The organism is Streptomyces sp. NPDC038707 (genome assembly GCF_040636485.1).
Lineage (GTDB): Bacteria > Actinomycetota > Actinomycetes > Streptomycetales > Streptomycetaceae > Streptomyces.
Genome location: NZ_JBEZUP010000049.1, coordinates 23,769 through 39,039, shown reverse-complemented (window position 1 = coordinate 39,039; position 15,271 = coordinate 23,769). Strand labels below are relative to the sequence as shown.

At 75.6% G+C, this 15,271-nt stretch carries 13 protein-coding genes; 8 read left to right on the top strand and 5 right to left on the bottom strand.

Features of this window, described 5'->3' with window-relative positions; all coding sequences use genetic code 11:
* The 5 genes from AB0E62_RS37265 to AB0E62_RS37245 all read left to right on the top strand — a co-directional run.
* Positions 1 to 829 (top strand): FAD-dependent monooxygenase (locus tag AB0E62_RS37265; protein ID WP_362204622.1); only part of this gene is annotated, 829 nt, incomplete at its 5' end.
* 178 nt (positions 830 to 1,007) lie between these two features.
* On the top strand, positions 1,008 to 2,564 hold the full coding sequence (locus tag AB0E62_RS37260; RefSeq protein WP_362204619.1) for a hypothetical protein: 1,557 nt from the start codon (positions 1,008 to 1,010) through the stop codon (positions 2,562 to 2,564).
* Between the two features lie 51 nt (positions 2,565 to 2,615).
* Positions 2,616 to 3,176, top strand: coding sequence for a hypothetical protein (locus AB0E62_RS37255; RefSeq protein WP_362204616.1), 561 nt, complete (start codon positions 2,616 to 2,618; stop codon positions 3,174 to 3,176).
* Between the two features lie 5 nt (positions 3,177 to 3,181).
* A complete protein-coding gene (locus AB0E62_RS37250; protein ID WP_362204613.1) occupies positions 3,182 to 4,807 on the top strand; it encodes an amino acid ABC transporter substrate-binding protein in 1,626 nt (541 codons plus the stop codon).
* Between the two features lie 127 nt (positions 4,808 to 4,934).
* The gene (locus AB0E62_RS37245; RefSeq protein ID WP_362204610.1) at positions 4,935 to 5,462 is read left to right on the top strand and encodes a hypothetical protein; all 528 of its coding nucleotides are present in this window, start codon (positions 4,935 to 4,937) and stop codon (positions 5,460 to 5,462) included.
* 34 nt (positions 5,463 to 5,496) lie between these two features.
* Here AB0E62_RS37245 and AB0E62_RS37240 read toward each other — a convergent pair whose 3' ends face one another.
* Together AB0E62_RS37240 and AB0E62_RS37235 are read right to left on the bottom strand one after the other, a co-directional pair.
* Complete coding sequence (locus tag AB0E62_RS37240) at positions 5,497 to 5,910, bottom strand: SRPBCC family protein (RefSeq protein ID WP_362204607.1); 414 nt, start codon at positions 5,908 to 5,910, stop codon at positions 5,497 to 5,499.
* A 100-nt stretch (positions 5,911 to 6,010) separates the two neighbouring features.
* Positions 6,011 to 6,823 carry a serine hydrolase gene (locus tag AB0E62_RS37235; protein WP_362204604.1) on the bottom strand — a complete coding sequence of 271 codons (813 nt, stop codon included), beginning with the start codon at positions 6,821 to 6,823 and terminating at the stop codon, positions 6,011 to 6,013.
* Between the two features lie 591 nt (positions 6,824 to 7,414).
* Between AB0E62_RS37235 and AB0E62_RS37230 the strand changes: the two genes are divergently transcribed.
* Both AB0E62_RS37230 and AB0E62_RS37225 read left to right on the top strand, forming a co-directional pair.
* Positions 7,415 to 8,017 (top strand): hypothetical protein, encoded by a 603-nt coding sequence (locus AB0E62_RS37230; RefSeq protein ID WP_362204601.1) that lies wholly within the window; start codon positions 7,415 to 7,417, stop codon positions 8,015 to 8,017.
* A gap of 683 nt (positions 8,018 to 8,700) precedes the next feature.
* A complete protein-coding gene (locus AB0E62_RS37225; protein WP_362204598.1) occupies positions 8,701 to 9,780 on the top strand; it encodes a YihY/virulence factor BrkB family protein in 1,080 nt (359 codons plus the stop codon).
* Positions 9,781 to 9,808: 28 nt separating this feature from the next.
* Here the strand turns inward: AB0E62_RS37225 and AB0E62_RS37220 are convergent, their stop codons facing one another.
* The 3 genes from AB0E62_RS37220 to AB0E62_RS37210 form a co-directional block, all read right to left on the bottom strand.
* Positions 9,809 to 10,558 carry an SDR family oxidoreductase gene (locus AB0E62_RS37220; protein WP_362204595.1) on the bottom strand — a complete coding sequence of 250 codons (750 nt, stop codon included), beginning with the start codon at positions 10,556 to 10,558 and terminating at the stop codon, positions 9,809 to 9,811.
* A 79-nt stretch (positions 10,559 to 10,637) separates the two neighbouring features.
* Entirely contained in the window at positions 10,638 to 11,297 is a 660-nt protein-coding gene (locus AB0E62_RS37215; protein WP_362204592.1) for a response regulator transcription factor, read from the bottom strand.
* Entirely contained in the window at positions 11,294 to 13,636 is a 2,343-nt protein-coding gene (locus AB0E62_RS37210) for a histidine kinase (RefSeq protein ID WP_362204589.1), read from the bottom strand. Before AB0E62_RS37210 ends, AB0E62_RS37215 begins: the two co-directional genes overlap by 4 nt.
* 145 nt (positions 13,637 to 13,781) lie before the next feature.
* On the opposite strand from AB0E62_RS37210, the gene AB0E62_RS37205 reads away from it, so the two are divergent.
* Positions 13,782 to 15,266, top strand: a complete 1,485-nt coding sequence (locus AB0E62_RS37205; protein ID WP_362204586.1) for a CPBP family glutamic-type intramembrane protease — start codon at positions 13,782 to 13,784, stop codon at positions 15,264 to 15,266.
* Positions 15,267 to 15,271: the final 5 nt, after the last annotated feature.

The window sequence follows — 15,271 nt, the reverse complement described above, 5'->3', positions numbered from 1 at the left end:
GAGCGCCGACGGCCGCACCGGGGAGCTGCGCGCCGTCCTCACCGTGGCCTGCGACGGCCGCGGATCACTGGCCCGCGCCCGGCCGGAACTGCGGCTGCGCCGCTTCGCCTGCCCCATGGACGCCTGGTGGTTCCGGCTGCCGCGGCGCGCCGGCGACCCCTCGGGGCTCGTCGGCGCCGCCGGCGACGGCCTGCTGACCGCGCTGATCGACCGCGGCGACTACTGGCAGTGCGCGGCCCTCATCCCCAAGGGCACCGACGCCGAGCGCCGCGCCGCCGGCCTGGACCGCTTCCGGGCCGACTGTGCCGCCGCCGTCCCCTGGCTCGCCGACCGCACCCGGGCCCTCGAATCCTGGGACGACGTCAAGCTGCTCGACGTCCACCTGGACCGGCTGCGCCGCTGGCACCGCCCCGGCCTGCTGTGCGTCGGCGACGCGGCGCACGCCATGTCCCCGGTCTTCGGCATCGGCATCAACCTCGCCGTACAGGACGCCGTCGCCGCCGCCCGCCGGCTGGCCGGACCCCTGCGGCAGGGGAGGGTGCGGCCGCGCGACGTACGCGCCGTGCAGCGCCGCCGCCGCCCCACCACGGTCGCCACGCAGGCGCTCCAGCGGGCCGCCCATGCCCGCTTCATCGCCCCGGTCCTGCGCGGCCGCCCGCCCCTGGGCGGCGCGGACCGCGCCCGCCGCGTCGCCGCCCTGGTCACGGCGGCGCCCTGGCTGCGCCACCTGCCCGCGTACTTCCTCGCCTACGGCGCCCTCCGGGAACGGCCCCCGGCAGAGGCGGTCCGCCCCCACTCGCCGCACAAGGGCAGCCGCGCCACCAGCTGATGACCCACCGGCCCTGGATCCCGCCCCACCGCCGACCCGTTCGCCGCGCGAGGCGGGAATATCATCATCTTTCTTATGCGTAACGGTCGTTGTCCGAACAGAAGGCTCCGTGGTCCACTAATCTCCTTCCGGGCCGACGAACGTCCGCTCCTGGGCGGGAGAGCATCCAGAGGGATCCGTGAGTGATGACCTGGGATTCGAACGACTCCTCAGCGAGGAAGGCTTCTTCGCGCGTCTGCTCGGGCGGTCACCGTCGGGCGCCGGCCGTGAACCGCTGTACGGAACCGATCTCCCGGTCGTGCTCCTCACCGGCGGGCCGGGCATGGGCAAGGGGCGCCTGCTGCGCGCGGTACGCGACCGGTTCGCCACCAAGGTGCCGGTGATCTACCTGGACTGCGGCTCACCGGTCCACGCGGACCGGGCCGAGTCCGAGCCGGGCGCCCGCTCGGCCGCCACCGAGCTGCTGGTCGAGGCCGCCCAGCGACTGTCCACCTGGCAGGGCACGGGCGGCTCCTTCACCTTCCCCCGCCTCTTCGCGGGCCTCGCGGTGATCGCCACCGGAGCCGGGGACGGCAGCCCGGAGGCCATCCAGCAAGAGGTCGACCGGTACGCGGAGTTACCTCAGAAAAAGGGCTTCAAGGGCCTGGCCACCGGTGACTTCTGGCGTGGTGCCCTCCTCGGCGCCATCCGCAACCTGCTCACCACGCTGTCCGGACAGACGCTCAACGTCTTCGGGGCCGCGGTCGTCAACGCGCTGGTAGACACCCTCTTCTCCGGCCTGGCCCCCCGGGGCCGCGCGGAGATGGCCCGGCTCTACGGCGCCTACCCCGGCGCGGCCGGCCAGCCCGAACACGGACTGCGTGAACTCGCCGCCGACTTCAAGGCCGGCGGCGAGGGACGCGAGGTGGCGGAGCGCTTCCTCTTCCGGGCCCTGCGCGAGGACCTGGAGGCCGCCTACACGGGCGCGGTCGGCTGGCTGCGCCGGGTCGGCCGCCCGGCGGTGCTGCTGGACCGCGCCGAGACACCGCTCGGCGAACACCTGCTGCGGGCCGTGCTCACCGACCGCCGGGCCGGACAGCGCGACCGCGTGGTGATCGTCGGCACGGCCCGCCGCGCGAACGGCGGCTCCTTCCTGTACGAGGGACTGCCCGTGCCGGAGGTGCCGCCCCCGGCGGAGTTCCGGGCCGTCGACGGCACACCGCCCGCCTGGACCCGGCGCACCGACGCCACGGGGGGCCGGCCTCCCCTGACCGACGGGGTCCTGCTGCTGCGCATGCCCCTGCTCACCGGCGACCAGATCCGCCGCTGGCTCGAAGGCGCCCAGCCGCCCGCCGGTCCGCAGGGCAGCGCCAACCGCCGCCGCGTCGAGGCCGCCGTGGCAAGACTGAGCGGCGGACGCCCGCACATGGTGATCCGGCTGGCCGAGGCCGCCGCCGCCTTCCACATGCAGCCGGACGCCAACGACCGGGCCCTCCTGGACGCCGGCCGGGGCCCTGCCGGCGACGGCATCGCCGAGCAGTCCGTGGCGGAGGTCCTGCTGCGTGAGCTGGTGCGGGATCAGCTCCCGGTGCGGCTGCCGGCCGAGCACCACGGCCACTGGCTCGACCTGCTCACCCACCTGTCGGTGGCGCACGACGCGGAGTGCGCGGACGTCCTGCTCCGCCACCACCAGCGGGGCCGCGTCCACCGGCTGACGGCCCATCATGTCGCGGAGCTGCTCACCGACACCGGGTGACCCGAGTGCGAGCGGCACTTCATCGGGGACTTCGGACTGCGTCAGCTCCTGGTGCACCGGCTCTACGGACTGGAGCCCGACGGCGCCGCCTGGTACGCCGACCACCACGTGCTGCACAACCACTACACCGGACGCGTGGTGGACGAGACGGCGTCGAGCGGTGCCGCGTTCCACTCGGTCGTGGCGCACCGGATGAACCACCGTCTGGTCTCCGGCGGTGTCGACGACGTGGTCCGCCACCTGGCCGCCACCCTGCCCGGCCGGCCGCGGGAATGGTGCGCGGAGCTGCTGGAGATCGCCCAGGCGCCCTACCCCGCCCGGGTGGACACCCGACTGGACCGCGCCCAGGGCCTGGTCGAGCTGGACGGACCGGCGCTGCGCCGCACCGTCGACCAACTGCTGCACGCGGTCTGGCTGTGCGAGGAGCGGACCCGGCCCACCGGCCGGGAGACGGCCCGCACCCTGGCCAAACTCCTGGACCTCCTCTCGATCATGGAATTCGAGGGCGCCGGACAACTCGGCAGGACCGCCACCGAGTGGAGCGGCCTCGCGGAGAACGACCAGCCGTTGCTGCGCTGTACCTGCACCGATCAGCTCGGCCGAAGGAGATGACGCGGATGCCCCGGTGGAGGAAGATCCTCTACGCCCTGCTGGTCACGGCGGCCCTCGTGGCGGGGGGCCTGTTCGGCTGGTCCTTCCTGCACCGGCCGGACATGTGCGACAGCGGCGTCGAGCGGATCGGCCATGAGTGCATCGGTGTCAACGGCGACGGTTACGCGTTCGAGAATCCGGCGATCAGGGACGTGGCCGCAGCCATCAAGGGGGAGAACGACAAGGTCAAGAACGACCCCTATGTGACGGTGGCCGTGATGATGCCGTTCTACTCCCGCGACAAGGCACTGCAGCGGCAGATACGCAGCGACCTCCTGGGGGCGTACCTGGGACAGCTCAAGGCCAATCAAGGGGAAGGGAAGCCGCCCAAGATCCGGCTGGTGCTGGCCAACCCCGGGCCGGACTACCAGTACCAGGACAAGGTGGTGAGCACCCTGGTGAAGATGGCGAAGTCGCCCGAGGACCGGTTGCGTGCCGTCACCGGTATCAACCTCAGCCTCGCGGAGACGGAGGCGGCCGTCCGACGGCTGACGCGCAACCACGTACCCGTGCTCGCGTCCCGCATCACCGGCGACGGGATCGCCAACAAGGAGGTCGGGGACTACTCGGCGCTGGTGAAGCCCAAGTTCCCCGGTCTGGCCCGGATCATCCCCACCAACCGCGAGGTGGCCGAGGCACTGGCCCAGTTCAACGACGAACAGGGCCGGGACGACGCCAGGACGGTGGTGGTCTTCGACAAGCGCAAAGACAGCTACAACGTGTCGTTGGCCAATGCGTTCCGCCAGGTCAAGGAAAGGGGCTCGGGCGGCGACGCCGCGCAGACCTTCACCTCCGAGGGAATCGGCAAACCGGGCAATACCGGCAACACTTTCGCCCGCATAGCGATATCCCTCTGCGACTCCAAGGCCGACACCGTCTACTTCGCGGGGCGCGCGGTGCACCTGCGCCTCTTCGCGCTCGAACTCGCCCGCGCCAACTGCCAGAAGCCGCACTACACCGTCATCAGCGGCTCGGACGCCGCCTCACTGCGGCAGTACATGCGGTCGGCGGACTGGGAGGAACTGCGCGGCGGACAGGACAGACCCAAGGTGACCGTGCAGTACGCCGCCCCGGCCCACCCCGAGGCGTGGAAGATCGAACTGGCCGGCTGGAAGAAGAGGTGGGCCGCCGCGCACGACGGCCGCGCTCCCGGTGCGAGGGACCTGCCCCAGTACCTCGTCGAACCCCAGCAGGCCCTGGACGACCTGCGGAAACTGATCGACTCGAAGTGGCCGAACGGGGCCCGGAACAACCTCCTGGGTGCCCCGCCCGACCTGGAGGACTCCCGCACGATGCTCGTCTACGACGGGCTGCTCACCATCGACAAGGCCGTGCACCTGAACGGCGACGGGAAGGTGCCCGAACTGGCAGACCTCGGCGACCACTGGGCGGAGTTGCAGTCCACCTTCCGGGTCCAGGGCACCAGCGGCCTGATCTGTCTGACCACCGCCGGAAACCCGTACGACAAGCCGATCGCGGTGGTCGAGCTGGACCCGGGGGACAAGGGCCAGGGCAGGCTCAAGTACGTGGGCCTCGGCTGGCCCGACAGGAAGCCCCAGTCGAAGGGCTGTGTCATCCCCGACGTCCGGTGAGGGACACCGCCCACGCGGGCGTGCCTCATGTCACATATGACCTGGTTCGCACCCCCTCCCGGGGGTGCGGGGCGCCGGGCTACCGTGGCGTGGAGCCCCTGTACCCCTCACCTCGGACGGCCCGGCTGTGCTCACTGACCTGTCCCCCTTGATCGCCGCCACGGCGCGCTGGCTGACGGTCGCCTACCCGCCCAGCGGCGGCGCGCTCGCCGCCGCCCTGTGCGAGGCGCAGGCCCGGCAGGCGGCCACGGTCGCCGCCCGGCTGCGCTATCCCACCGAGATCGACGCGGGCCTGGTAGCCCTCGCCGGACCCGGGGGCGCGGCCCGCCTCGACTGGGTCACCGGCGCCGAACCGGCCGACGGGCACTCCGCCGAGGAGTGGGCCTGGCGCACCTGGGTGGACGAGGTGGTCGCCAGCTGGGCCGCCGCGCTGCTCACCGACCCCGAGCTGGCCGCCCACGCCGTGGCCGCCCTCGCCGACGGCGGGCACCGCGCGTCCGCGCCGGCCGAGTACCGCCGGCTGCTCGCCCCCGACGACAGCGACCGGCGCGCCGCCGCCCTGCTCCGCCACCCCGACCTGCTGGCCCCGGTGGCCGGTCTGCACCGCGACCAGCTCCTGGACCGCCTCGCCCCGGACCGTCCCCTCGCGGCCTGACCGCCCGGCCGGGCGGTCCGTCGCGCGCGGTGGATCAGCCGGCCGCGTGGTCGACCCGCATCCGCACCTGCTCCTCCAGCCGTCGCAGGCTGCCGTCCAGCGCGTCGCTCACCGCCCGCTCGCCCGGGTCGTGGCTCTCGTCGAAGAACGACAGGTGCACGGTCACCTCGCTGGCGCCGCTGCCGATGCCCGCGACCTGGAGCCAGCCGGTGTAACCGCCCTGCTCGCGGGTTCCCCACTCCAGCCGCATCTGGTCCGGCTGGGCCCGCAGCAGGGCGGGCATGTCCTGGCCGGAGAGATCCTCGTGCACGGTCACGGCGGGCGGGTCCTCGACGTTCACGTGCAGGGCGTCGGGCAGCCAGGAGTCGAGCTGGGCGACATTGGCCGCCTGGTCGAAGACGTGCTCGGGCTGCGCGGGCATCGTGCGGGAACGTTCGTACTCGGACATCGTGGCAGCGCCCCTTCCGGTCGGAAGTCGTACCCCGACCGCGTGCCCCGTCCACGGCGCCCGAAAAGTCCCCGTCGCCGTGCGCGGGAGACCGCAGTCCTCAGACCGCCGTGCGCGCCGTGCGCTCCACCAGGGAGATGCCGTCGCCCATGGACGCGTTCCCGTCGGACAGCACCGCCACGAGATACCGGTGCCCCCGCACGGCGATCTCGCCGACGCTGTTGACGTCCCAGCGGCCCGTGGTGCTCCGCTGGAGCCAGCCGTTCTTCAGCACCGGCCGGGAGCCCGGGGTCTCGGCCGCCGAGACGCCCCAGTCCTGCCCGGACACGACCCGGCTCATCAGCGTACGGAGGTAGGCGCGGGAATCGGCGTCCAGGCCGCCGGAGCCCCGGTGCACCGTGCCGCCGGAGCCGAACACGGCCCGCAGCAGCCGTATCTGGTCGCTCGCGGTGGTCCGGGTCAGGCCCCACTTGCCGCCGGGCCCGCCCGTGGTGGAGGTCAGCCCCAGCCGTTCGTTGGCCGCCGCCAGCCCCGGGGCGCGGCCGATCCGCCGCCACAGCGTGTTGGCCGCCGCGTTGTCGCTGCGCCGGATCATCGGCTCGGCGAGGTCCCGTTCGGCCCCGCTCAGCGGGCGTCCCGCGTCCTGCGCCCGCAGCAGCAGCGCGGCGAGGATGTCCACCTTGACGATGCTGGCGGTGTCGTACGCCCGGTCCTCGCCGCGCACCACGGCGGTGCGCCCGGTGCCGTCCAGGTCGAGCACGGCCACCGTGGCGTGCGCCGAGGCCCCGCCGGAGGACCCGGGCGCGGGTGCGGCGGCGGCCGGGTGGACGAGCGCGGCGGACAGCAGGGCGGTCGCCGAGGCCACGAGGGCGCCGGCCGTGACCCGTGCGGTACGGGAGGAGCGGGACGACATGGGACACGAACGTAGACAACCGGCGCGCCCCGCGGCATGGCCGCCGTCACGTTCCGGCCCCGTTCACGCCGATTGTGAGAAAGGCCACCGGTGGGGCGCTGTGTGCCGCCCGGCGCGTCCGCCCGCGCGCCGGGCCCCGTCGGCCGGCCTCCGGCCGCGGCCGCCCGGATCCGACCTCGGGTCCTCGGGTCCGTCGCCGGTGCCACGGCCCTGCTCGGGCCGGCCGGCACCCACTGGCTGGAGCATCCGGCCGTCCAGGCATGGCGCGCCGTCCGTCCGGCCGTCACCGCGCAGGCCCTGCCGAGACCTGGCCGGCGGTGACCGGCACCTGGCACCCGCGCGCACCCTGGGCGCGCGCACCGCCCGGGCCGCGCTCGGCGTCCGGGACGCCCGGACCGTCGCCCCGCCGGTGAACGCCTGCACCGACGACCTGCCGCTGACCCCTTCCTGAGCCGTTCTCCCGGCCAGGGGCTCCGACCGGCCCGAACGGGTGCACGATGGTGTCGTGACGCTCGTTCCGGGGCCGGGCCCGGTCACCGCGCAGGGCCGCCCCGGTCGCGGGCCGCCGGTGTGCGGAAGGAGGCGGTGACGATGACCCGGACACCTCCCAGGGCGGTCACCCGCGTGCCGCTGTGGCGCTGGCGGCGCAACCCGCTCAAGCGGCACAGCGACGTCGTCGAGGCCTGGATCGTGCTCGTCGGCTGGCTGCTGGTCCTGGCCGTCGGGATCGCCGCGGGCGTGGCGGCGGCCCGCACCTCCGAGTCCGCGTTCGCCGCGCGGCTGGCCCGGCTGCACCCCGTCTCCGCCGTGCTCACCGACGGCGCGGCGCGCACCCCGGCCGCGGCCGCCGGCTACGACGACGGGCGGGTGTGGGCGACCGTGCGCTGGACGGACGCGCAGGGGTCCGCGCACACCGACCGGGCCAAGGTGGCTCCCGGCGCCCCCGCGGGAAGCCACGTCACGGTGTGGACGGACCAGGCCGGCCGCGTCGTTCCCGCCCCCCTCACCGGCACGGCGGCCGACGTCCAGGCGGCCCTCACCGGCACCCTCGTCGCCCCGGCGGCCGGTGCGCTGGCCTGGGGCGGGGTACGGCTGGTCCGCGACCGCCTCATCCGGCGGCGCATGGCCGAGTGGGACGAGGAGTGGAAGCAGATCGGACCCCGGTGGGGCAACCTCAGCGGGGGAGTGGGCTGACCGGGGCGCGGGCCGGCCGGGCGCGCGGAGGAGCGCCCGCGCCCGGCTCCGGCACGCGCCGCGCCCCGTCGGACGGCTGACGGAGAGACTGGCCCGGCGGCACCGGTGCCTGCTCCCGGTGGGCCGGCGGCCGGTGCCGCCCCGGCCGGTGGTCCTCCGCTCGGCGCAAGGCTCGGCTGGTCGGAGGCGGGGCCCCGCGGGTGGTCCGTCGGGTCGCGGCCGGCGCTCCCCGGCGGTGGCGGAGGAACGCCGGGGCGGCGGACAAGTGCCGCTCGGCCGCCGGCCGGGCCCGCCCCGCACCGCCGCGTCCGCCCCGCCGCCCGGAGCGGTCATCCGCCTTCCGCCCGAATCCGCCCCGGGCGCGTGAGGGCGTCCCGGCTGGTTACCCGGCCCCCATGACCAAGCTGCACGTTCCACGGCGGCGTCACCGGCAGGCCGCCGACGAGAGCACGGAGCCCCGGCCGCCGGTGCGGCAGGAGCCAGGGTTCGCCCAGGAGCCGGGACGAGGGGGGCCGGACCGTGAGGAGAGCCGGGGACCGCGGACGCCCGCGTCGGAGCCGGGGCAGGCGGACCCGGACCGCGAACGGAGCCCGGAGTCCCGGATGTCCTCGTCGCGGGAGGCCGGGGCTGGTCCCGGTTCGGGGCGAGCGGAATCGGACCGTGAGGGGAGCCCGGAGTCCCGGATGTCCTCGCCGCGGGAGGCCGGGGCTGGTCCCGGTTCGGGGCGAGCGGAATCGGACCGTGAGGGGAGCCTGGAGTCCCGGACGCCCTCGCCCGAGGAGGCCGGGCCCGCGCCGGAGACGGAGCGGGCGGCGCCGGACAGTCCGGTCCGGCTGCCCCGCCGGGCCTGGGGCGCCGTGTTCCGCGGCGCGCTGCGCGAGTTCCGCGACGACCAGCTGACCGACCGGGCCGCGGCGCTCACCTACTACGCCGTACTGTCCCTGTTCCCCGCCCTGCTGGTGCTGGTCTCGCTGCTGTCCGTCCTCGGCCGGTCGACCACGGACCGGGTGCTGGCCAACGTGCGCAACCTCGCCCCCGGCCCGGCCCGGGACATCATCGTCCGGGCCGTGGGCCAGCTCCAGGACAAGGCCGGTGTCGGCTCGGTGATGGCCCTGGTCGGCATCGTGCTGGCGGTGTGGTCGGCGTCCGGCTACGTCGCCGCCTTCATCCGTGCCGCCAACGCCGTCTACGACATGCCCGAGGGCCGCCCGGTGTGGAAGATCCTGCCGGTGCGCGTGGGCATCACCGTCGTGCTGATGGTGCTGTCCGTGGCCGGCGCGCTCATCGTCGTCTTCTCCGGCGGCCTGGCCCAGCGCGCGGGCCAGGCGCTCGGCCTCGGCGACACGGCCCTGACGGCGTGGTCGATCGCGAAGTGGCCGGTGCTCGTCGTCCTGGTCACCCTGATGATCGCGCTCCTGTACTGGGCGGCCCCCAACGCCAAGGTGCGGGGCTTCAGGTGGGTCACCCCGGGCAGCGTCCTCGCCCTGCTGATCTGGCTGGTGGCCTCCGCCGGCTTCGCGTTCTACGTCGCCGGTTTCGCCTCGTACAACAAGACCTACGGCACCATGGCCGGTGTCATCGTCTTCCTGGTGTGGCTGTGGATCACCAACCTGGCCATCCTGCTGGGCCTGGAGTTCGACGCGGAGACCCTGCGGCAGCGGGCCATCGCCGGCGGCCACCCGCCCCACGCCGAACCGTATGTGCGGCCCCGCGACACCCGGAAGTGGGACGAGGAGGACGTGCGCCGCCTGGGCCGGCCCTGACGGCACCGCCCTCCCCGCCCCGCCCGGCTCAGGCCGCGTAGCCGCCGTCGACCGAGAACTCGGCGCCCGTCACATAGGCCGCCCCCGGCCCGGCGAGGAACGCCACCATGGACGCCACCTCCTCGGGCGTGCCGTACCGGCCCAGCGCCGTCATGGCGGCCTGGCCGGACGCGTAGGGGCCGTCCGCCGGGTTCATGTCGGTGTCGGTCGGGCCCGGGTGCACGACGTTCGCCGTGATCCCGCGCCCGGCCAGCTCCCGCGCCAGCGCCTTCGTCAGCCCGATCACGGCGGACTTGCTCATCGCGTACAGCGTGGCCCCGGGCCCCGGCACCCGCGCCGTGACACAGCTGCCGACGGTGATGATCCGCCCGCCGGTTCCCATGAGCGCGGCGGCGGCCCGGGCCGCCAGGAACACCCCGCGCACGTTCACCGCGAGGACCCGGTCCACGTCGGCGAGGGACAGGTTCTCCAGCGGTTCCATGATGCCGACGGCCGCGTTGCCCACCAGCACGTCCAGCCCGCCCAAGGCCCCGGCGGCCCGCCCCACCGCGTCCGCCGCCTCGGCCGCGTCCGCGGAGTCGGCGCGCAGGGCCACCGCCCGCCGACCCAGCGCCTCGATGTCCCGGACCACCGTGTCGGCCGCGTCCTTGTCGTGCACATAGGTCAGGGCCACGTCCGCGCCCTCCCGGGCCAGCCGCCGTGCAGTCGCCGCCCCGATGCCCCGGCTGCCGCCGGTGACCAGGGCCTTCTTGTTGTTCAGGTGCTCTCGTGAAGTCATGGCTCCATCCCACCGCGGGGGCGCGGGGAGCACCGGCGGGGAACGGACATCGACCTCGGCGACGGCGGGTGCGGCGCGGTCAGCCCGCCCGGGGGCCGCGCGGGCTGATCAGCCCGGTCTCGTAGGCGAGGATCGTGGCCTGTACCCGGTCGCGCAACCCGAGCTTGGACAGCAGGGCGTTGACATGGCTCTTGACCGTGCCCGTGGTGACGCCGAGGTCGGCACCGATCTCGGCGTTGGTCAGCCCCGAGGCGATCTTCAGCAGGACCTCGCGTTCCCGCTGGGTGAGCCGGCTCAGCGGACCGTCGGCCGCGGGCGGCGGCGGAGCGCCGCGGGCGAAGGTGTGGATGAGCCGGCCGGTCACGGCGGGCGCCAGGATGCCGTCGCCGGCCGCGACCACCCGGATCGCGGACAGCAGTTCGCCGGGCCGGGCGTCCTTCAGCAGGAACCCGGACGCCCCGGCGCGCAGCGCCTCGTACACGTACTCGTCCAGGTCGAACGTGGTGAGCACCAGCACCCGCGGTCCGCCGGGCGACGCGGTGATCAGGCGGGTGGCGGTGAGCCCGTCCATGCCCGGCATCCGGATGTCCATCAGGACGACGTCGGCCTCCCGCGCGGTGGCGAGGGACACCGCCGCCGCCCCGTCGCCGGCCTCGGCCACCACGGTCAGATCGGGTTCGGCGTCCACGATGGCCGCGAAGCCGGCGCGGACCACGGCCTGGTCGTCGACGACGATCACGCGTATGGCGACGGGGACACCTCCTGGACGGGGGCCCCAGGAGCCCCGGCCGGCAACGACACCCGTAGCGTACCGGCCGGTTCGCACACGATCCGGCCCTCACCGGCGGCGACCTGCACCCGCAGGCGTTCGGCGACCGGTCCCGCGACCGCCAGCCGGACCCCCGTCACGGTGATCCGCAGGGTGCCGCGGCGGCGCCGCAGGGTCACCCGCGCCGGGCCGGGATCACCCGCGCCGAGCGCGGCCTCGACGATCCGGTACACCGACACCTGCGTGGACGGCGGCAGCCCCCGGGTGGCCTCCGGCAGGCCCCGCAGCCGTACCTCGCGGCCCACGGAGCGCAGTGCCCGGCACAGCGCGTCGAGGTCGGCGGCGGACGGCGACGGCGCCAGCGGTCCGCCGGGCCCGCCGTCGCCGCCGTCCGCCAGCCCGTGCAGCATCTCCCGCATCGCGGCCAGCGCCGCCCTGGCCGTGTCCGCGACCCCGGCGAGGTCGCCCCGGCGGGCCGCGCCGACCAGGGCCCGGGTGTGCGCGAACACCGCCTCGCGCAACGTGGCGGCCAGCCGCTGCCGTTCGGCCTCGGCCGCCCGGTCCGCCTGCCACATCGAGCTGGCGAACGCGAAGTCGTCGTACGCCAGGGCCCGCACCCGCCGGCGGCGCACCAGCACACCGGCACCCCACACGGCGGCGGACACCGGGGCCAGCAGGACGGACAGGAGGAACGACAACAGGACGGCGTCGGCCGGACCCGCCGGCTCGCCCGCCACCACGCCGTCGGCGCAGGCGACCGCCGTCAATGCACCGGCCGCCCCGAGCGCGGCCACGAACGGCGCGGGCCAGGTGTGCCCGGGCCCCGCGCCGTAGGCGGCGACCGCGTACACCGCGAGCGTCTCCACGAACACGCCCGCGACCAGGAACTGCGCGACCTGGGGCGGCAACGGCGCCGCGACGACGGCCACCGGACCCGCCCAGGCCGACGTCAGCACCGTGGCGAACACCGCCCACGGGGCCCGCCTGCGCCACAGCAGCGGCAGCGCGCGCAGCACCAGCAGCCCGCACACGAGCAGCAGCGCCGGCAGCGCGGCCCGCCGCGCGGCGCCCGGCCACTCCTCCGTGGCCGCCAGCACGCACGCCACCGGCAGCAGCATCGCGGCCAGCACCAGCGCGGGGTCGGCGAACCGCTGTTCCCGCAGCACGTCACGCCGCCAGCCGGTCTCCTCCGCGCGCCGTGCCGCGGCGCCGTCGGGCAGCGTCGCGCGCACCCGCCAGCCACCCTCCGGCGTGGGCCCGGCGGTGAGTTCGCCGCCGACGGAGACGGCCCGCTCCCGCATGCCGGCGACGCCGCGCCCCGCGCCGAGCCCGCCGGCCGCCTGCGGCGCGAGGCGCGGCGGCGCGTTCTCCACCGTCAGCTCCAGCAGTCCGTCCACCCGCCGCACCAGCACCCGGGCGGCGGCGCCGGGCGCGTACCGCAGCGCGTTGGTCAGCGCCTCGCGGACGATGCCGTGCACCGCCTCGGCCGCCGGTCCCGCCAGGTCGTCCGGCAGGTGCGCGGTGACCGGGCGGCCCAGCCGGCCGAACCCCGCGACGAGTTCCTCGATCCGCCCGCTCATCGGCCGGTGGTCCGGGCGGCCGGTGTCCCGCAGCAGCCCCACGAGCCGTTGCAGCGCGGTGAGGGTCTCGGCGCCGGTGCGCTCGGCGAACGCCAGCGCCTCGGCGGTGAGGTCGGGTCTGCGGTCCCGGAGCCGCAGTGCCGCGTCGGCGGTCACCACCACGGAGGTGAGGTGATGGGCGCTCACATCGTGCAGTTCGCGGGCCAGTCGCCGGCGCTCCTGGTCGCCGGCCAGCCGGCGGGCCTGCTCCGCCCCGGCCAGCCGCCGGGCGGCGGTCAGCCGGCCGGCGAGCCACTGCCGCCGGGTCTCGCCGAGCCCGGCGCACAGCACGGACCCGCCCAGGGAGATCGCCATGGTGGGCACCAGCGGGGCCCGCAGGCCCTCCGCCACCGCGGCCCCTGCCCACTCGACACCTACCACCGCGGCCACCGCCCGCACCGTCACCGGCGCCGGGCAGCGCACGGCGACGGAGTACAGGGAGATCAGCGAGCCGAGGCCGAGGTAGCCGTCCGGCCAGGCGAGCCCGGCGAGGATCCCCGCGGCCAGAGTGCCGGCCAGCGACCGCACCGGTGCGGTACGGCGCCGGCCCAGCGCGGCCGTCTCCACGGCCAGCGCGCACAGCACGGCGGCCGACGCGAACGGACCGGGCGTGCCGTCGGGGCTCACCCCGGGCCACAGCAGGACGCCCTGCCCGGCCGCCAGCAGCAGGGGCAGAAGCCAGTTGCGCATCGTCTCCATGTCACCGACGAGCGTATGTGCGCCGCGTACGGCGGGCACCGGCCCCGGGGTGGAGGGCCGTCCCCAACCAGGGATAGAGACACGGCTCATGCCGCGGGCCGATGGCACACCTGTGGGAATTTGGCAGGCTGACGGCATGACACCGCCACCGCTCGCCGAGCAGCTCCCGTACCACCGTCTGGCCCGTCTCTCGCCGCGCTACCAGTGGTGGCGCCCGCTGCTCGGCACGCTGGTCCTGGCCGTGGCCTACGCGCTCGCCGTGCTCGTCCTCATATTCTGCTGCCTGGCTCTGGGCGGGGCCCTCGGATATCCCGAGGACGCCGACGGTTGGCCGGAGTTCGGCCCCGTCTCGGGCACCGCCGTGGACCTGCTGTCGCTCGCGGTGGGCATACCCGTGCTGCTGCTGACCGTGCGGTGGATCGGCCGGCGCCCGGCGGGTTCGGTCTCGTCGGTCACCGGGCGGCTGCGTCCGCGCTGGCTCGCGCTGTGCGTGCTGACGGCCGTGCCGGTCCTCGCCCTGTCGATGGGCGGCATGCTCCTGCTCCCCGAGGACGGCGGTGAGGCGCAGAGCCAGTGGGTGGGCTGGCCGGCCTTCGCGCGGGCCCTGGCCATGCTGCTGGTGCTGGTGCCGTTGCAGGCGGCGGCCGAGGAGTACGTCTTCCGGGGCTGGCTGACGCAGACCGCGGGGGCGTACCTGCGCTCGCCGTGGGCCGCGCTGGTGCCCCAGGCCGTGCTGTTCGCCGCCGCCCACGGCTGGGGCACCCCGTGGGGCTTCGCCGACCTGCTGGTGTTCGGGGCGTGCGCGGGCTGGCTGACCTGGCGGACGGGCGGGCTGGAGGCGTCGATCGCCCTGCACGCCGTCAACAACCTCTTGGCCTTCGGTGTGTCGGCCGCCGTGGTCGACGGGCTCGCCGGTGACGAGACCGCGGCCGACGCGGACTGGCAGACGGTCCTGCTCGACGTCCTGGGGATCCTGCTGTACACGGCGGCCGTGACCTGGTGGCTGCGCCGTCGCCGACTTGAACGCACCGCCCCCGCGCCACTGCCCCCGGCCCATCCGTACGCCACCGTGCCCGGCCAGTGGCCGGGCCACCCGGCGCCCGGAGCCGCCGTGCCACCGACCTGGCCGGCACACCCGGCGGCAGGCCACTCCCTGGCGCCGCCCCGGCCCGGACACTCGCAGGCGGGAAGTCCGGGGCCGTGGGACGGGGCCAACCCGGCGGGTGGCCAGGTGTCTGCGGTGTGGGCGGGACATCCGCAGGCGGGTGGCCGGGGGCCGTCGGGCGGGGCGCATCCGGTGGGGGGCCGTCCGGTGCCGTCGGCCGGGCCGGGACATCCGCAGGCGGGCGGTCAGGGGCTGTGGGACGGGGTTCACCGGGAGGGTGGCCAGGTGTCTGCGGTGTGGGCGGGACATCCGGAGGCGGGTGGCCGGGGGCCGTCGGGCGGGGCGCATCCGGTGGGGGGCCGTCCGGTGTCGTCGGCCTCGCCGGGCCACCCGACGGCCGGTGAGCCTGTGCCGCCGTCACGGTCCGCTCAGCCGGGGGCTGCCCCGCCGTGGCCGCACGCGGGTCGTCCGGCCGGGGCGGCGGGCGCCGGGGAGGACGGTCCGGACCCCGGGTGAGCGGC